Below are 16,424 nucleotides of genomic sequence, written 5' to 3'. Positions count from 1 at the left end.
GGCCTGAATCGCGACTGGCGTGCGATCCCGTCCGGTCCTGCCGCAACTTGAGAGTGCTGGCATCCGGACGTAAGCCTGGCGGAAGCGCGGAGTATAACAGAGCTTTTTCACTCCACGCTGGTTCGACAGTGTCGCAGTTTCAGGGTTCGCCGACTGGCTCCCTTTTTTCAGGGAGCCGTTCGATCAGCGCGACAGCCCGAGATTGTCCCAGATCGCCAGGCTCGGCTCGGCCTGGTTCAGGGTGTAGAAATGCAGGCCCGGCGCGCCGCCGGCGAGCAGTTTCTCGCACATCTCACTGATCACCTGTGTGCCGAAGGCCTGGATGCTGTCCATGTCGTCGCCATAGGACTCCAGCTGCTTGCGCACCCAGCGCGGGATCTCCGCGCCACAGGCGTCGGAGAAACGAGCCAGCTTGCTGTAGTTGGTGATCGGCATGATGCCCGGCACGATCGGCGTTTCCACGCCCAGCTTGCGTACGCGCTCGACGAAGTAGAAGTAGCAGTCGGCGTTGAAAAAGTACTGGGTGATGGCGCTGCTGGCGCCAGCCCGGGCCTTGCGCACGAAGTTGGCCAGGTCGTCCTCGAAGTTGCGCGCCTGCGGATGCATCTCCGGGTAGGCGGCGATTTCGATGTGGAAGTGATCGCCCGTTTCGGCGCGAATGAATTCCACCAGCTCGTTGGCGTAGCGCAGCTCGCCGCTGGCCATGCCCATGCCGGACGGCAGGTCGCCGCGCAACGCGACGATCCGCTTGATGCCGGCATTCTTGTACAGGTTCAGCAGTTCGCGCAGTTCCTGCTTGCTGTCGCCCACGCAGGACAGGTGCGGCGCGGTCGGAACCTTCACTTCACCATCCAGCTGCAGCACGGTGTTCAGCGTGCGGTCGCGGGTCGAGCCGCCGGCGCCATAGGTGCAGGAAAAGAAATCCGGCTTGTACTCGGCCAGCCGGCGTGCGGTGGCCAACAGTTTTTCGTGCCCGGCTTCGGTCTTGGTGGGGAAGAACTCGAAGCTGATCGAAGGGCGATTCGCAGAAGTCATCAGTAATTCCTTTGACTGCTTCAGGCGCAGGGTGGAAAAGCGCGCCGCGCTCTTCCACCGCCTGGGATGGGTCGGTGGAAAAGGCCTTCGGCCGTTTCCCACCCTACGGCGATCAGTAGCGGTAGCTGTCCGGCTTGAACGGTCCTTCGACTTCGACGCCGATGTATTCGGCCTGCTTCGGTGTCAGCTGGGTGATCACGCCGCCGAAGCCGCGGACCATCTCGGCGGCCACTTCCTCGTCGAGCTTCTTCGGCAGGACCATGACGGTGACGTTCTTGGTCTTTTCCACGACCGGCAGGTCGGCGAACTTCTCGTTGAACAGGTGGATCTGCGCCAGCACTTGGTTGGCGAAGGAACCATCCATGATGCGGCTCGGGTGGCCGGTGGCGTTGCCCAGGTTCACCAGGCGACCTTCGGCGAGCAGGATCAGGTAGTCGTCGTTCTGCGCATCGAAGCTGCCGGCACCGGTACGGTGGATCTTGTGCACCTGCGGCTTGACCTCTTCCCACGCCCAGTTCTTGCGCATGAAGGCGGTGTCGATCTCGTTGTCGAAGTGGCCGATGTTGCAGACCACGGCGCGCTTCTTCAGCGCCTTGAGCATGCCGGCGTCACAGACGTTGGCGTTGCCGGTGGTGGTGACGATCAGGTCGATCTTGCCCAGCAGCGCGGCGTCGATGCAGGCGTCGGTGCCGTCATTGATGCCGTTGTTATACGGGGAGACCAGCTCGAAGCCGTCCATGCAGGCCTGCATGGCGCAGATCGGGTCGACTTCCGAGACCTTGACGATCATGCCTTCCTGGCGCAGCGACTGCGCCGAGCCCTTGCCCACGTCGCCGTAGCCGATCACCAGCGCCTGCTTGCCCGACAGCAGGTGGTCGGTGGCGCGCTTGATGGCGTCGCTGAGGCTGTGACGGCAGCCGTACTTGTTGTCGTTCTTGCTCTTGGTGACCGAGTCGTTGACGTTGATCGCCGGGACTTTCAGGGTGCCGCCCTTGAGCATGTCCAGCAGGCGGTGCACACCGGTGGTGGTCTCTTCGGTGATGCCGTGGACCTTGTCCAGCGCCTGCGGATACTTGTCGTGGAGGATCTGGGTCAGGTCACCGCCGTCGTCCAGCACCATGTTGGCATCCCACGGCTGGCCGTCCTTGAGGATGGTCTGCTCGATGCACCATTCGTACTCCTCTTCGGTCTCGCCTTTCCAGGCGAACACCGGGATGCCGGCGGCGGCGATGGCGGCAGCGGCCTGATCCTGGGTGGAGAAGATGTTGCAGGAGGACCAGCGTACTTCGGCGCCGAGCGCGACCAGCGTCTCGATCAGTACGGCGGTCTGGATGGTCATGTGGATGCAGCCAAGGATCTTCGCGCCTTGCAGCGGCTGTTCGCCGGCGTACTTGCGGCGCAGACCCATCAGCGCGGGCATTTCGGATTCGGCGATGATGATCTCGCGGCGGCCCCAGGCGGCCAGGGAAATATCGGCGACCTTGAAATCGGTGAAACCGGCAGGCGTCATGACAGCACTCATCGAAGAGTTCTCCATTCGTAGATATGCGAATGGGCGCCGTTGATGCGTTCTAGGAAACGCCCCATCCGAGCCTGACAGTTCGACTGCTGCAGCGCCCCTCGGACAGGTGGCGGGCACGGCCGAGCGGGGTCGGTCGCGTGAAACCCGGCGATTATAACGGTCAGCGCAGCCAATCCCAAGCCCGGCTTGAACGGTCGGATCCGGCCGCTCGAGTCGTCTTTCGGCCGAACTCCATGCGTACCGCGGGAGTCGTACCTTTCAGGCCCCGGCGACCTTCGCCGGGCGACATCAGGAGCCGCCGATATGAGCCTCTTGTTCCGTACTTTCGTGCTGGTCCTGGCGGGCGCGCTCAGCCTGCCAGCAGCTGCCCGTTCATGCTATGTCAGCGCCGACACTTCCGGAGTCGTGCCGCCCCCCGTGGTCACGGAGAAGTGCTTCGAATACCACGGCATAGACGATGAAAAGGCCATCGACTGGGTGTGCAGCGACAGCGAGGCGGTTGAGAACTCTCGCCGTGAGCTGCGCGACAGCTGCCCCGCGGGACATTTTGGGGTGTGCAGTGCGCCAATGACGGCGGAAACGCTGGCCAACGAGCGCGCCACCGGCACCCAGGCGGACAACGGTACCCTGCCCACGACCGTTGCCAAGGACGCGCGGATCATCACCTACAACTACCACGCCAGCGACCGCGGGCAAGCCAGGATCGATTGCGAAAGCGCTGGCGGTGAATGGTCGCAATAGCCCACGTGGTTTGTCCTGCGCCATTTCAGGGGTGATAATCGCCGGCTTTGCAGTTGACCGGTGATCTGAACATGAAGCTGAAGTTGTTGGGCCTGACGCTGATCGGCATGCTGGCCCTGTCCGGCTGTGATCGTATCGACCCTGATTCGCCGCTCGGCAAACGCAAGGCGATCTACCAGCAGATGCTCGATGTCAAGGAAGACATGGGGGGCATGTTGCGCGGCCGCCTGGCCTTCGACGGCGACGCATTCGCAGCCGGCGCGGTTCGGCTCGACGATCTGTCACGTCAGCCTTGGCAGCATTATCCCGCGGTCAAGGAAGAACAGAGCGACGCGCGCGAGGATGTCTGGCAGCGTGAGGCGCGCTTCAACGAGCTGGCGCGAGCATTGGAACAGCAGACCGCGGCGCTGGTGGCGCTGACCAGCGAGCAACCGGTGACGGCGGAGAAGGTGGCGCCGGCGTTCCAGCAGGTCGAGGATGCCTGCGAAACCTGCCATAAAGAGTTTCGCGCCTATTGATCGAAGGGGCCGCGACGCAACGTCAAGCCGATCTCAATGTTTGGCCGCTTCGAGCGCGCGGCGGGCCTGGTCCAGCTGTTTCCTGCGTAGGTCGATGTCCTGCCGATCGCCAGCGCCCAAGGCTTCGCGCAACCGGGCTTCGCGCTCGCTGGTCAGTTGATTGGCGCGCCCCACGTCGGCCTGGTTGCTCTGCAGGGGAACCAGGCCTCGGCAGTCCTTGTTCAGCATTTGCAGGTGTTCCTCGAGCGTCGACAACCGCACCTTGTCTCCCTGTAGTCGCGCCTCCGTGAGCCGTTCGCCGAGCTCCTTGCGTCGCTCGCCGCAATCGGCCGGCGGCTCCGCCGCCCAGAGCATCTGCCCGACCGCAAGGCTGGCGAGCAGCAGTAGGGTTATCGTTCGCTTGGCAGGCATGCCAGGCTCCGTAATCGAGTCGTAGCCTCTATGGACTTCGCATCGATGACGAAAGTGCCGTCAGAAGCCGGCGACGTCAGCTGCCTGGAGCCGAGCGCGCAGGTCCAGGACTGGTGCCGCGCGGAAGAATGCGCTGAGCTGCTGTGCGCGCCCCGCGCCGATGCCCGGTTCGGCTCGCCATTGCGCCTCGCTGCGTGTGGCCAGCGTGGCCCAGTCGTCACCCAGCGAAGCCTCGCCGCTGGGTGGCAGGCCAAGCGCTCGCAACCAATCGGCGAAGGAGCGCTGCCGCGCCAGGGCGAAGCTGGCCGCCAGTTTCGCGGCACTGGTTTCAGCGAAGCCGGGTAGCCGCTGCAGGCGTGCGCCATCCAGTTCCAGCCAGGCCAGCAGGTCCGGCAACTGCCCGGCCTCGAGCAGCGCCTGCCAGGTGCCGGCGCCGATGCCGGGCAGGTCCAGCCCCCGTTCACTGCTCAACCAGTTCAGGCGGGCGAGGAATTGCTGCTCGCAGCCGGGCTCCGGTTGCCAGCAGCTCAGCGCATGGTAGTCCGACGGGCTGGGCGGAACGATCACTGGGCGCTCCTGGCTGCGCCATACCACTGCGTCCACGCGCGGAATGGTCAAGCCGGCCAGGGTGATCGCCACCTGATCGCCGGGACGGATATCCAGCGCTTGCCAGCGCTGCAACGAGCCGAGGCTGACACGGCTGATCCGGCGGTCGTCCAGTAGCAAGGGCTCCAGCTGCAGCAGCGGTGTGATCCGGCCACTGCGCCCGATGCGAAACTCCACGGCGCTGACACTCGCCAGACCGGTGCGTAGCGGATACTTCCAGGCAGCGGCCCAGTAGGGCGCTTCGGCCTTCCAGCGCTGCGAGTCGGGGCGCTGTCCCTGACGCAGGACCACGCCGTCGGTGGCGAAGGGCAGCGGAGTTCGATACCAGTGTTCGCGCCATTGTCGTGCCTGGGCGAGCCGTTCGATCGGCAAGGTGAACTGCGTGGCGTCGGCAAAGCCCAGCGCAGCCAGCCCTTGGAGACGAGCGGTCATGGTGGCGGGGCCGTTGGGCCAGTCCCAGACGAACAGGCCGATCCGTTCGCTTGCCTGCTCGTCCAGTTGCAGGCTGGCCATGGCGCCGGCAACCCGGCTGCGCGCACCCTTGCCGCCGGCTTCGGACTGCACGTGGCCAGGCATTCGCCAGTACAGTTCGCCTTGCAGGATGACTTCGTCGGGCGTCGGCAGCCGTTGCGGTACGCCGGGAAGGGCACGCACCTTGTGCGTCCAGTCCTGGCCGGTCTGTCCGTTACCGCGGCTGACCGCCTGCTGCAGCAGACCGTCCCGGTAAGTCAGGGTGATGGCGACGCCATCGACCTTGGGCTGTATCCAGAGGCCTTCGCGGTGTGCCATCCAGCTGCGTACGGCCTGTTCATCGGCGAGCTTGGCCAGCCCGGTCTGCGGCACCGGATGGTTCAGGGGGCCGGCGGCGCTTTGCAACGGTGACCCTGATGTTTCGGCGGAGGACGCGAAGCAGCGTTGCCAGCTATCCAGGCGAGCGCGGGCCTGGTCGTAGATTTCATCATCGACTGGTGAGAGGCCATGCGCATGATAGGCCTCGTCCCACTCGGCGAGCTGGCGACTCAGCGCCTGTATCTCGGGTTCGGCGCGCTCGGCGGGCCAGGGTGGGCAAGCCGCCAGGCAAGGAAAGGCGATGAAGATCAGCGGTAACGCTATCAGGCGCATGGCGAGCATCCTTGCTCAGATCGATGATCGCAACATTGTGCGCCATCCCCTGCTTCGCTGGCCGTGCGCTAGCGCATGTTGAACAGCTCCTGATGGAAATCCTCTGGCGGCAGGCCACGCTCCTGCAGGTCGTCACGCAGGTCTCGGGCGAAACCCGCCGGGCCGCAGAACCAGATATCGCAGCGCTTCCACTGCGGCGCCAGTTGCCGCATGCGCTCCGGCGTCAGGCGACCGTCCTGATGCGTGACCAGTACGTGCAGCTGCACCCGGGCTTGGGCCGCGAGCTGGCGGATCCTCTCGATGAACTGTCGATCCGGTGCGCTGGTGGAATAGAACAGCGTGACGTTGCCGCCACCGCGGGTTGGTGCCAGGGCCTGCAGGCGGGCGATGAAGGGCGCGATGCCGATACCGCCGGCGATCCATATCTGCTGGGGTTTGCTGCCGCGGAAATCGAAACAGCCGTAGGGGCCTTCGACCGTTACCGGGTTGCCGATGCGGAGCCTTTCCGGCAGCGAGCGGGTGTAGTCGCCCAGCCCCTTGATCGAGAAGGCGAGTTTGCCGTCGTTGTGCCAGGCCGAGCAGATGCTGAACGGATGCGGCCCTTCCTGCGCGTCGAAGGTGACGAAGGCGAACTGGCCGGCCAGATGTCCCGGCCAGGGGCCGTCGAGGTCGATGCCCACCCGCAGCACATGATTGTCACGGTGATAATGCAGTTCGTCGATGCGACCCACCACCTGGTGCCGACGCCCGACCCGGCGCGTCAGCGAGACACCAGCCGCGACGCTGGCGGCGAGCATCAGCAGGATCATCAGGGGGCCGATGGCCGATTCCCAGTAGGCGGGTGGCAGCAGGATCGACGAATGCACCACCAGCACCAGATAGGCCAGTGCCAGCAGGCGGTGCGTCTTGAAGAACCAGCGGTAGGGAACGCGCTTGCTCAGCGCCAGCACGAGCAACAGCGCGGCGGCGTAGAATGCCCATTCGCCGATGCCTTCGGCAAAGCCGCGCAGGCTGTGCAGGTAACCGTAGAAGGTATCCGCTGACTGGGCGGCGCCTTTGCGAGCCGGGCGCTCCAGCCAGCCCCAGCCGACCAGCCATTTCGGTATCCGGGCCCAGCCCCAGTGAAGGATGCTCAGCACCAGCGCGCTGATTCCCAGCCACTTGTGCAGTCGATAGGTCTTGTCCAGCCCGTCGAAGAAGCGCTCGATCCGCACCGGCCGCATGGCCAGCAGCATCGCCACGCTCATGGCGCCCATCGCCAGAATGCCGCTGTAGTGAACCATGGTCGTGCGCAGCGGCCAGAATCCATGGCCCTGCAGGCTGAAATCCTCTGCCAGCAGCCAGAGCAGCGACAGGCCGATGAACAAGATGATGAAGCTGAGCCTGATGTTTTTCATGGAGAGGTGCCGGTGTATTACATGCTGCGCTAGCATGCGACGTTCACGCTCGAACTGACATGATCGGGGTCAGGTCCGCGCCTTGTATTCGGCGCAGCTGGTTTCAACCTCCCCCGAAATCCTCCAGAGAATTGCCTGTGCTTCCCGTCATTTCCATCGAACGACTCACCAAGACCTATGCCTCCGGTCACCCTGCGCTCAAGCAGATCGACCTGCAGATCCGCAAGGGCGAGATCTTTGCCCTGCTGGGCCCCAATGGCGCTGGCAAGACCACGCTGATCAGCATCATCTGCGGCATCGTCAATCCTGGCGGCGGACGGGTGCTGGTCGACGGCCACGACATCGTCCGCGACTACCGCGCGGCCCGTTCTAAGATCGGCCTGGTGCCGCAGGAGCTGTTCAACGAAGGCTTCGAGAGCGTCTGGGCCACGGTGCGCTTTTCCCGTGGGCTGTTCGGCAAGGCGCCGGACGATGCCTTCCTCGAGAAGCTGCTGCGCGACCTGTCGCTGTGGGACAAGAAGCACGCTCGCATTCTCGATCTGTCCGGCGGCATGAAGCGTCGGGTAATGATCGCCAAGGCGCTGTCCCATGAACCCTCGATCCTGTTCCTCGATGAGCCGACCGCAGGCGTCGACGTCGAGCTGCGCCGCGACATGTGGGAAATGGTGCGTGGCCTGCGCGAGCGCGGTGTGACCATCATTCTCACCACGCACTACATCGAGGAGGCCGAGGAAATGGCCGACCGCATCGGGGTGATCAGCAAGGGCGAGATCATCCTGGTCGAGGACAAGGCCACGCTGATGCAGAAGCTCGGCAAGAAGCAGCTCACGCTGCACCTGCAGCAACCCCTGGCGGTGATCCCTGCCGAACTTGGCGACTATCCGCTGGAGCTGGCCGATGAAGGCAACCAGCTGGTCTACACCTTCGACGCCCAGCACGAGCACACCGGTATCGCCGATCTGCTCAAGCGCCTCGGCGAGCATGGCATCGACTTCAAGGACCTGCAGTCGAGCCAGAGCTCGCTGGAGGAAATCTTCGTCAGTCTGGTAAAGGGCAGCCGCACATGAATTTCTACGCCATCCGCGCCATCTACCTGTTCGAGCTGGCGCGCACCTGGCGCACGCTGCTGCAGAGCATCGCCACGCCGGTGATTTCCACCTCGCTGTACTTCGTGGTGTTCGGTGCCGCCATCGGCTCGCGCATGGAAGCCATGCACGGTATCAGCTATGGCGCCTTCATCGTGCCGGGGCTGATCATGATGGCGCTGCTCAGCGAAAGCATCTCCAACGCTTCCTTCGGCATCTATATGCCGCGCTATTCGGGCACCATCTACGAAGTACTGTCGGCGCCGGTCTCCTACCTGGAGATCGTCATCGGCTACGTGGGGGCAGCGGCGACCAAATCCCTCATTCTCGGGTTGATCATCCTGATCACGGCGCGGCTGTTCGTCGACTTCGAGATCGCCCACCCCTTCTGGATGGCGTTTTTCCTGGTGCTGACGGCGATTACCTTCTGCCTGTTCGGCTTCATCATCGGCATCTGGGCCGATGGCTGGGAAAAGCTGCAGATCGTCCCCGCGCTGATCGTCACGCCGCTGGCCTTCCTCGGTGGCAGCTTCTACTCCATCGAAATGCTGCCGCCGCTGTGGCAGAAGATCACCCTGTTCAACCCGGCCGTGTACCTGATCAGCGGCTTCCGCTGGAGCTTCTATGGCGTTTCCGATGTGAACGTGGCGGTCAGCCTGGGCATGACTTTGGGCTTTCTGGTGCTGTGCCTGGTTTTGATCGGGTGGATATTCAGAACGGGGTATCGGTTGAAGAACTGAGCCGGGCTTCAGGGGGAACGGCTCACCAGGAGCCGTAGGGGATGCCGTGTTTTTCTATATAGGCCTTGGCGCTATCGGAAAGAGGGCGGTGCTTACCATTCGATTCGCCACGATAAGGACCCTTCGGCTCTATTTCCGCCTGGGCGCGTAATACCTCGATGGGCTTGCCGCAGGTGCTCATCACCCAGCCCCTGACTATGCCACCGGGCGCTAGACCCAGTGCCAGTGCATGGCGATATTCGCTGGTGCGGCAAGGTGGATCGAGACGCTCGCTCATCAGCTGCCGCGCGCGCTCAGGGATGTCGAGGATTACCCGGTACGTCTGGGGCTCGGCCATTGATTGCCAGCGTACATAGATGCGTTTGGGCATGTCAGCACCGTTGACGTAACGGCCTGCGCCCCAGCCGACACGCTCACCCCAACCGGCGGCGTGCCCCTGATTCTCTGGAGGGGTGCGCACCGCCACGATACCGCTGCCCACATGAAAGAACCTTTCTCCTCGAATGTCTTCCACATCGGCAGTCTCCACCCATACCTCCATATAGTCTGGAGCGAGAAAGCCCAGGCGCCAGTAAGGGTAGGGCAGGTTGCCAGCGTATTGCTCGGAGTTGGCGCAACTGACCAATGGAAGGAAGAAGGCAATAAGTAGGGCTTTTGTCGTCCCCTCCATGCTCACCAGGACCCGTACGGAATACCGTATTTTTCGATATAGGCTTTGGATTCATCAGAAAGAAAATAGTACTCGCCGCCTGACTGCCCATCATAGGGCCCCTTGGGTTCTATTTCCGCCTGGACTCGCAGCACTTCTATGGCATCGTCGCAGGGGCTCATGACCCAGCCCCTGACTATCCCGCCGGGGGCCAGGCCAAGGGCCAATGCGTTACGGTAGTCGCTGGTTCGGCAGGGCGGCTCAAGCCTTTCGCTCATCAACTGCCGGGTGCGCTCGGAGATATCTAAGGTGACTCGATAGGTCTGTGGCTCGGCTAGTGATTGCCAGCGTATGAAGATGCGTTTCGGTAGGTCGGCTCCATTGACATGGCGACCTTTGCCCCAGCCCTTTCTCCAGCCGAAAGCGTTACCGGTGCCACCTAAAGGAGTGTGTACGGAGACAGTGCCACTGCCCACATGGAAGAAATTTTGTCCGCGAATGTCCTCGACATCGGCGGTCTCTACCCAAGCTTCCATATGGTCCGGTGCGAGGAACCCCAGGCGCCAATATTGATAAGGCAGCTGACTCGGGTTACCACCAGCGTTGGCGCAACCGCCAAGCAGTACGAGTAGGAAAGCAAGCAGTGGAGTCCTCATGGTTTTTTATCCTGAGGCGTGTCGGCATATCGTGCCCGCTCACGCTCGGCCGGAGCGTTGATGAAAACTACATCGAACCTGCTACCGCCCGACCCTGCGCCGGCATTCCAGTTGGAAGAAAGATGAATATAGCGCTGGCGAAGCAGGCGTTCTTCTTCCACCTCCAGCGAGCCGCTGCCGCTCTTGGCCCAGTCCAACAGCTTGTCTGTGATGGGAACAAGCTCGTCGGGTAGCGCTATAGCCGGGTCTTTTTCCTGAATTCGATTGAAGGGAACTCCTTGTTGTGCAGCCAGCTCATGCATGACTCTCAAATAGACTCGAGAGAGATGCCCATAAACCCTACGCTTCAGATAGGGTGCTGCCAGTACGTATTTCATTTGGTCGTTGCGTCCACCGCTGGCAGGTGAGAACTGCTCCCATACATCCGTTTCCAATCGCGCCGTACGGTCTGTAGGGTCTAGTAGATCGGCGTTGCGGGCGAGTTCGGTCTCCTGCTGCGCCTGCTGAAAGGCCGAGGTATGACGTGGTTCAGTGTCCCAACGAACCCAATTGCTGATTGGGCGGGACAGATAGACACGTTCGACAGCTTCGGGTTGGTAGCCGCCGCCCAGATCGGAGTGTGCGCCGGGCAGGACAATTTCTCGATGTACGGGTAGCACCTTGTTCAGGGCGAAGTTGCGTCGATGTTCGTCGCGTGCCACTAGGTGCACGATCTGTCGGGCTGCAGCAGCGGACAGGTGGAGGTTGAGGCCGCCGTTAACTGCATCCTTGGGGTTTCCCCAATCATCCCAACCACCTATGGCGGCCACTGTGTCGAATAGGCCGATAAAGTTGATGCGGACGTCTTGCTGCCAATTGAAGTCGCTAGGCAATCTTAGCCTACCGGAGCGTTGCAGCTTGCCCAGAGGGCCCTGTTCTCGCTGGAGGATTTGGTTAGCGAAATGTCGGGCTGCCGCCGCGCCGCGGCTGAAACCAAATATGTCCAGTTCCAGATTGGCTAATGGCTCGTCGGAGTGAGCATCGTCGTGATTGTTTATTGCCTCGGCGAGGAAGCGAATGGCTTCGTCCACCTTGCTCAATACTCCCGTTGTGCCTCGACCAAGCGCTTTGCCAGGAAACAGGCTATCCCGCTTGCCGGACTCGGTGCCAATTCCAGTTACGTATATGGGTACGTAGCCGATTGATCCGCCTTCCTCTTTTTTCCGAGGCTTAGGGTCATCCCGATACAGGTCATACAACCGCCAGATATTGCTGACGTCATTGGCGTAACTGCTGTCGGAATCAAGCTGGTGGACATTGCAGCGCTGAAGGGTGGCCTGCGCCTCCACCTCACCCAACCCGATATCCGAGGCGCGACACTGGGCACCGATCGCGCTATTACCGGCATTGTTGCCGGTGCCGTCGAAGAACACGCCGATACGCAGGGTGACGGCCTGGCGGCTATCGAGTTCTTCCTCTTCCTCCTCTTCTTCCAGGCCGTGTGGGGCGTCGTGACCTGCCTTCTCGTCCAACGCCCGGGCCTGGTTGGGAACAGGCTGTTGCGGGGCTGGCGAGTGTCGTGAGGTGGGTGCTGCGAAGGCCTGGCGCTCGGCTGCCGGCTGGAGGTTCAGGACTGCGGGTGGCGAAAAGGGCGCCGGGACCGGCGTATTGCCGATGATGATGCTGCCGGAGCCGCCGATGATCACGTTGCCATGATCCCCCAGGCTGTCCAGCGTGGCGACGGGTTTGCCGTTGATCAGCACGTTGGCGATGAGGTCGCCGGTCAGGGCGCTGCCGCAGCCGGTGGGGTCTCCCTGGCGTGCTGCAGGTAGACCGTCGAAGAGTACGTCGGGCGAGCCGGATGTGATCGGATTGTTGCCGTGCCCGGTCTTAGGGCATGCGGTGGGATCGCCGACGCGGGCGGCGGGTTTGCCGGACATGACCAATCTCCTTATCGGTATCCGAGGCGGCACCATGCCCCAAGGGAAAAGCCACCGCAAACCCGGGCTGTATTTTTTCGGGCTGGTTCGCACCTGGGACGCCGCCTGCGCAAGAATTTGCGCAATTGCTCGGCAACAAAAAGCCCCGCACAGCGCAGGGCTGGCGGGGCTTTTCTTGTCGCGGCGTCAGAGCCCGGCGGCGGCTCGCAGCGCGTCGGCCTTGTCGGTGCGCTCCCAGGTGAAGGCTGTGAAGGTGTCGTCACCGACCGTCATCTCGTAGGGATTGCGGCCGAAATGGCCGTAGGCGGCGGTCGCCTGGTACATCGGATGCAGCAGGTCGAGCATGGTGGTGATCGCGTAGGGGCGCAGGTCGAAGTGCTCGCGCACCAGGGCGACGATCTTGTCGTCGCTGAGCTTGCCGGTACCGAAGGTGTTGATCGATATCGAGGTCGGCAACGCCACGCCAATGGCGTAGGAGACCTGGATCTCGCAGCGATCGGCCAGGCCGGCGGCGACGATGTTCTTCGCCACGTAGCGCCCGGCGTAGGCGGCCGAGCGGTCGACCTTGGACGGGTCCTTGCCGGAGAAGGCGCCGCCGCCGTGACGGGCCATACCGCCGTAGGTGTCGACGATGATCTTGCGTCCGGTCAGGCCGCAGTCGCCCACCGGGCCGCCGATGATGAACTGGCCGGTCGGATTGATGTGGAACTGGGTGTCCTTGTGCAGCAGTTCGGCCGGGATCACGTGCTTGACGATCAGCTCCATCACCGCTTCGCGCAGGTCGGCGTGCTTGACCTCGGGATTGTGCTGGGTGGACAGCACGATGGCATCGATACCCACCACCTTGCCGCCTTCGTAGCGGCAGGTGACCTGGGATTTCGCATCCGGACGCAGCCACGGCAGCAGGCCGTTCTTGCGCGCCTCGGCCTGGCGCTCGACCAGGCGGTGCGAGAAGCAGATCGGCGCGGGCATCAGCACGTCGGTCTCGTTGCTGGCATAGCCGAACATCAGACCCTGGTCACCGGCGCCCTGGTCTTCCGGCCTGGAGCGGTCGACGCCCTGGGCGATGTCCACCGACTGCTTGCCGATGATGTTGACGATGCCGCATGTGGCGCCGTCGAAACCGACCTCCGAGCTGTTGTAGCCGATGTCGATGATGACGTCGCGTACCAGCTGCTCCAGGTCGACCCAGGCGCTGGTGGTGACTTCGCCGGCGACGATGGCCACGCCGGTCTTGACCAGGGTCTCGCAGGCCACGCGGGCGTGCTTGTCCTCGGCGATGATAGCGTCCAGCACGGCATCGGAAATCTGGTCGGCGATCTTGTCCGGGTGCCCTTCGGACACGGATTCGGAGGTGAAAATCGAGTATTCGCTCATCTAACGGTTTCCTGTTACCGGTGGGTGAGGCGGTCGTCAGCGGCTGGCCGGGTAAAGGCCCGCGCCTGGATCTGAAAACCGTTCTTCAAGCCAATGTAGATACTTTCGCCGGGCGCGAGCCCCGCGGCGGCGGCCCAGCGGGCCAGGTCGTCCTGTTCGAAGCCCAGCCAGAGATCGCCGCAGGCCTCCCTGGCCCATCCCTGGTTGTGGCTGCACAGCTCGGTGATCAACAGGCTGCCGCCTGCTCTGACCAGCCGCGCCAATTGCTTCAACGCTTCGCCCGGCGCCGCCAGATGATGCAGAACCATGTTCAGCACCACGCAGTCGGCCGGCGGGCAGTCATCGTGCAAGGCATCGGCGAGCTTCAGTTCGACGTTGCCCAGCGTCTGCCGTTCGCAGTGTGCCTTCGCCAGTTCCAGCATGGCCAGGCTGTTGTCCAGCGCGGTGACCCGGGCGAAGCGGCCGGCCAGCTCCGGCAGGAAGCTGCCATCGCCCGGGCCGACTTCCAGCGCCGTGGCGTGTGCGTCGAAATTCAGCGCCTCGAGCAGCGCCACGACGCTGTCGCGATACTGCGGCAGCCCGGCGATCAGGTCCTGGCGCGCCTGAAAGCTGCCGGCCATGCGCGCGAAGAAATCCTCGCTAGCGGCGCTGCGCTGGGCGTGTACGGTGCTGATCCGCGCCTGCACTTCTTCGGGCAGCGCCAGCCCGTCGATCTCTTCCAGCAGCGCCGCATGCAGCGCACCGCCGAGGCTGTCGTTCTGTGGCAGCGTACGGCGATAGAAGATGGTGTTGCCCTCGCGCCGCGTCGCCACCAGACCGGCCTGGGCCAGCACCTTGAGGTGATGGCTGATGCCGGACTGGCCGATGGCAAAGATCTGCGCCAGTTCCAATACACCGAACGAATCGCTGGACAGCGCCCGCAGCACGTTCAGGCGAAGCGCATCGCCGCCGGCCTTGCACAGCGCGGCGAGCTGGTCGCTGTCGTTGAAACGGATCTGGGGCATGCGCAGGCTCATAAGCGACGCAGTCTAGACAGTCGCTTTTGGCCCAGCAAGGTCTATATCAAAAAATCTTGATATAGATTAAGTGGGCGGTCGAACCGCATGGTCTGCGAGTCAGTCAAGCATGCGGCTTACGCCCAGCAGGCAGGAAATCAGGCCGAGCCCGAGCAGGAAGACGCTGGGCAGCAGATCGAGCAGGCGCTGCACGCTGCCATAGGTGGCGATATGCCGCGAGAGCAGGCTGTAGGCGAGCAGGATCGAAAGGTCGATCACGCACCAGATGATGATCAAGGCCAGCGCCTGGGTTCCGAAAGGTTGCGTGGGCAGGATGAACCCGGGCAGGAAGGCGAGGAAGAACAGGATGTCCTTGGGGTTGGACAGGCCCACCGCCATGGCGCGCCAGAAATAGTTGCGCTCGGTGCGCTGCACGGTGCGCGTCTCCTCGGCACCGCCGCACAGGCCATCCGCGCCCAGCCAGATGAGATAGAGGCCGCCCAGTATCTGGCCCCAGTTGAGGATCACCGGGTCCAGATCGAGCGCCAGATAGATCATCAGCAGGGCGCCGATCATCAACACCTGTGCGGACAGTACGCCGCCGAGAATGGTCCACAGCGGCCAGCTGCGGCGCGCGTCGGCGATCACCAGTGCGACCACCGGGCCAGGCGAGGCGATCAGCAGCGCGACCGCGGCGGCGAAGGCGAGGTAGGTGGCGGTCATAGCTGCGCCACCAGCTCGAATACCCGCGTGCGCTTGCCGAGCCTCTCGGTGTAGTGCTTGGGATTGCAGATGGCGAAGGCACGCTGCATCCAGCGATCGTTGCCGTCGAAGCGGGCGGTGAAAGGGCTGCGGGCGTGGGCGGTGCGCCGGTTGTCGATGATCAGCAGGCTGCCGGGCGCCAGCCGGACCGGTTCGGTGACCTCCCAGGCGATGCTGCGCAGATGATTCAGCCGGGCCTGTGCCTCTTCGCTACGGGCGACCATGAACTGCGGATCGAAGCGGAAGAAGGGGGCGTCCGGGTCGCCATAAAGCACCGGCTGGTGCTTGTCGATGTCGAGCCGGCAGTTCTTCTCCGTCAGGCAATAGTCGGACAGGAAGTTGTAGGGCTCGTTGAGAAACCAGGCGATTTCGTCATGGTCGAGGCGTTCCAGGATGGCGTCCACCGAGGAAACATAGGTGGTCGCCTCGGCGGCCGGGTCCTGGCGCAGGCAGAGCAGAACCAGGTAATCCGGCTGGATGGCATGGAAGGCGTTTTCCGTATGCAAGTCCAGTTCGTTATCGAAACTGTCCGAGGTGGCGCTGCCGGAAAGCGCGCGCTGCGGAAAGAAATTGTTGACGATGCTGCCGCCGGATTCCTGGATATAGCCGATCGGCTCGCCCAGCAGAATGGTGGCCTGGAGCAGCAGCCGCTCGCTGCGATCGTCCTCCTTGTTCAGTTCGGCGCGTGAGACGGGCGTGGGCGGAATCCGGCCGATCGGCAGGTCCTCCAGCAGCAGGAATCCCTGCCTGTTACCCAATAGCCGGAACCTGAGGATCTGCTCGATCTGCTCCGGCCGCAGCCCTCCGCTGCCGATGCTGGCCGCCAGGAGTTCGTCGATTTGGTTGGACATGTCATCCTTTCCTGTTTCTTATGTCGGGGGCATGGCGA

General features: G+C 63.3%; 16 protein-coding genes and 1 riboswitch. Of the genes, 4 read left to right on the top strand and 12 right to left on the bottom strand.

Features of this window, described 5'->3' with window-relative positions; genetic code table 11:
* Positions 1-183: 183 nt before the first annotated feature.
* Together metF and ahcY are read right to left on the bottom strand one after the other, a co-directional pair.
* Positions 184-1,035, bottom strand: coding sequence for a methylenetetrahydrofolate reductase [NAD(P)H] (gene metF / locus EA795_RS03475; RefSeq protein WP_058078336.1), 852 nt, complete (start codon positions 1,033-1,035; stop codon positions 184-186).
* A 112-nt stretch (positions 1,036-1,147) separates the two neighbouring features.
* Positions 1,148-2,557, bottom strand: coding sequence for an adenosylhomocysteinase (ahcY, locus tag EA795_RS03470; RefSeq protein WP_122075596.1), 1,410 nt, complete (start codon positions 2,555-2,557; stop codon positions 1,148-1,150).
* A gap of 24 nt (positions 2,558-2,581) precedes the next feature.
* Positions 2,582-2,663: riboswitch (S-adenosyl-L-homocysteine riboswitch) on the bottom strand.
* 197 nt (positions 2,664-2,860) lie between these two features.
* On the opposite strand from ahcY, the gene EA795_RS03465 reads away from it, so the two are divergent.
* Both EA795_RS03465 and EA795_RS03460 read left to right on the top strand, forming a co-directional pair.
* On the top strand, positions 2,861-3,298 hold the full coding sequence (locus EA795_RS03465; protein WP_122075594.1) for a hypothetical protein: 438 nt from the start codon (positions 2,861-2,863) through the stop codon (positions 3,296-3,298).
* A 71-nt stretch (positions 3,299-3,369) separates the two neighbouring features.
* The gene (locus tag EA795_RS03460) at positions 3,370-3,816 is read left to right on the top strand and encodes a c-type cytochrome (protein ID WP_058074450.1); all 447 of its coding nucleotides are present in this window, start codon (positions 3,370-3,372) and stop codon (positions 3,814-3,816) included.
* A 33-nt stretch (positions 3,817-3,849) separates the two neighbouring features.
* Here the strand turns inward: EA795_RS03460 and EA795_RS03455 are convergent, their stop codons facing one another.
* From EA795_RS03455 to EA795_RS03445, 3 genes are all read right to left on the bottom strand, one after another.
* Complete coding sequence (locus EA795_RS03455) at positions 3,850-4,227, bottom strand: DUF1090 family protein (protein ID WP_014851248.1); 378 nt, start codon at positions 4,225-4,227, stop codon at positions 3,850-3,852.
* A gap of 60 nt (positions 4,228-4,287) precedes the next feature.
* Complete coding sequence (gene ligB / locus EA795_RS03450; RefSeq protein ID WP_122075592.1) at positions 4,288-5,955, bottom strand: NAD-dependent DNA ligase LigB; 1,668 nt, start codon at positions 5,953-5,955, stop codon at positions 4,288-4,290.
* A 68-nt stretch (positions 5,956-6,023) separates the two neighbouring features.
* A complete protein-coding gene (locus tag EA795_RS03445) occupies positions 6,024-7,352 on the bottom strand; it encodes a ferredoxin reductase family protein (protein WP_122075590.1) in 1,329 nt (442 codons plus the stop codon).
* A gap of 137 nt (positions 7,353-7,489) precedes the next feature.
* Here EA795_RS03445 and EA795_RS03440 point away from each other — a divergent pair, with 137 nt between their 5' ends.
* Together EA795_RS03440 and EA795_RS03435 are read left to right on the top strand one after the other, a co-directional pair.
* Complete coding sequence (locus EA795_RS03440) at positions 7,490-8,419, top strand: ABC transporter ATP-binding protein (protein WP_014851251.1); 930 nt, start codon at positions 7,490-7,492, stop codon at positions 8,417-8,419.
* Complete coding sequence (locus EA795_RS03435; protein WP_014851252.1) at positions 8,416-9,177, top strand: ABC transporter permease; 762 nt, start codon at positions 8,416-8,418, stop codon at positions 9,175-9,177. Before EA795_RS03440 ends, EA795_RS03435 begins: the two co-directional genes overlap by 4 nt.
* Before the next feature lie 22 nt (positions 9,178-9,199).
* Here EA795_RS03435 and EA795_RS03430 read toward each other — a convergent pair whose 3' ends face one another.
* The 7 genes from EA795_RS03430 to EA795_RS03400 all read right to left on the bottom strand — a co-directional run bounded on the left by EA795_RS03430 (position 9,200) and on the right by EA795_RS03400 (position 16,386).
* Positions 9,200-9,847, bottom strand: coding sequence for a DUF2931 family protein (locus EA795_RS03430; protein ID WP_122075588.1), 648 nt, complete (start codon positions 9,845-9,847; stop codon positions 9,200-9,202).
* Between the two features lie 2 nt (positions 9,848-9,849).
* Positions 9,850-10,482: a DUF2931 family protein gene (locus EA795_RS03425; RefSeq protein WP_122075586.1), complete on the bottom strand. Its 633-nt coding sequence runs from the start codon at positions 10,480-10,482 to the stop codon at positions 9,850-9,852.
* Positions 10,479-12,401: a type VI secretion system family protein gene (locus EA795_RS03420; protein WP_122075584.1), complete on the bottom strand. Its 1,923-nt coding sequence runs from the start codon at positions 12,399-12,401 to the stop codon at positions 10,479-10,481. Before EA795_RS03420 ends, EA795_RS03425 begins: the two co-directional genes overlap by 4 nt.
* 186 nt (positions 12,402-12,587) lie before the next feature.
* Positions 12,588-13,778: a methionine adenosyltransferase gene (gene metK, locus EA795_RS03415; protein ID WP_058074415.1), complete on the bottom strand. Its 1,191-nt coding sequence runs from the start codon at positions 13,776-13,778 to the stop codon at positions 12,588-12,590.
* A gap of 14 nt (positions 13,779-13,792) precedes the next feature.
* On the bottom strand, positions 13,793-14,794 hold the full coding sequence (locus tag EA795_RS03410; RefSeq protein ID WP_122075582.1) for an ArsR/SmtB family transcription factor: 1,002 nt from the start codon (positions 14,792-14,794) through the stop codon (positions 13,793-13,795).
* Between the two features lie 99 nt (positions 14,795-14,893).
* Positions 14,894-15,496, bottom strand: coding sequence for a LysE family translocator (locus EA795_RS03405; RefSeq protein WP_014851257.1), 603 nt, complete (start codon positions 15,494-15,496; stop codon positions 14,894-14,896).
* A complete protein-coding gene (locus EA795_RS03400) occupies positions 15,493-16,386 on the bottom strand; it encodes a TauD/TfdA family dioxygenase (protein WP_122075580.1) in 894 nt (297 codons plus the stop codon). Before EA795_RS03400 ends, EA795_RS03405 begins: the two co-directional genes overlap by 4 nt.
* Positions 16,387-16,424: the final 38 nt, after the last annotated feature.

The organism is Stutzerimonas nitrititolerans, from assembly GCF_003696285.1.
Classification (GTDB): Bacteria; Pseudomonadota; Gammaproteobacteria; order Pseudomonadales; family Pseudomonadaceae; genus Stutzerimonas; species Stutzerimonas nitrititolerans.
The sequence above is the reverse complement of the archived record's forward strand: the minus strand, read 5'-3'. Positions and strand labels throughout refer to the sequence as shown.

Bases quoted from the DNA above. Each gene is read 5' to 3' on its own strand.
- metF (WP_058078336.1), bottom strand. From the start codon at position 1,035: ATGACTTCTGCGAATCGCCCTTCGATCAGCTTCGAGTTCTTCCCCACC.
- ahcY (WP_122075596.1), bottom strand. From the start codon at position 2,557: ATGAGTGCTGTCATGACGCCTGCCGGTTTCACCGATTTCAAGGTCGCC.
- EA795_RS03465 (WP_122075594.1), top strand. From the start codon at position 2,861: ATGAGCCTCTTGTTCCGTACTTTCGTGCTGGTCCTGGCGGGCGCGCTC.
- EA795_RS03460 (WP_058074450.1), top strand. From the start codon at position 3,370: ATGAAGCTGAAGTTGTTGGGCCTGACGCTGATCGGCATGCTGGCCCTG.
- EA795_RS03455 (WP_014851248.1), bottom strand. From the start codon at position 4,227: ATGCCTGCCAAGCGAACGATAACCCTACTGCTGCTCGCCAGCCTTGCG.
- ligB (WP_122075592.1), bottom strand. From the start codon at position 5,955: ATGCGCCTGATAGCGTTACCGCTGATCTTCATCGCCTTTCCTTGCCTG.
- EA795_RS03445 (WP_122075590.1), bottom strand. From the start codon at position 7,352: ATGAAAAACATCAGGCTCAGCTTCATCATCTTGTTCATCGGCCTGTCG.
- EA795_RS03435 (WP_014851252.1), top strand. From the start codon at position 8,416: ATGAATTTCTACGCCATCCGCGCCATCTACCTGTTCGAGCTGGCGCGC.
- EA795_RS03430 (WP_122075588.1), bottom strand. From the start codon at position 9,847: ATGGAGGGGACGACAAAAGCCCTACTTATTGCCTTCTTCCTTCCATTG.
- EA795_RS03425 (WP_122075586.1), bottom strand. From the start codon at position 10,482: ATGAGGACTCCACTGCTTGCTTTCCTACTCGTACTGCTTGGCGGTTGC.
- EA795_RS03420 (WP_122075584.1), bottom strand. From the start codon at position 12,401: ATGTCCGGCAAACCCGCCGCCCGCGTCGGCGATCCCACCGCATGCCCT.
- metK (WP_058074415.1), bottom strand. From the start codon at position 13,778: ATGAGCGAATACTCGATTTTCACCTCCGAATCCGTGTCCGAAGGGCAC.
- EA795_RS03410 (WP_122075582.1), bottom strand. From the start codon at position 14,794: ATGAGCCTGCGCATGCCCCAGATCCGTTTCAACGACAGCGACCAGCTC.
- EA795_RS03405 (WP_014851257.1), bottom strand. From the start codon at position 15,496: ATGACCGCCACCTACCTCGCCTTCGCCGCCGCGGTCGCGCTGCTGATC.
- EA795_RS03400 (WP_122075580.1), bottom strand. From the start codon at position 16,386: ATGTCCAACCAAATCGACGAACTCCTGGCGGCCAGCATCGGCAGCGGA.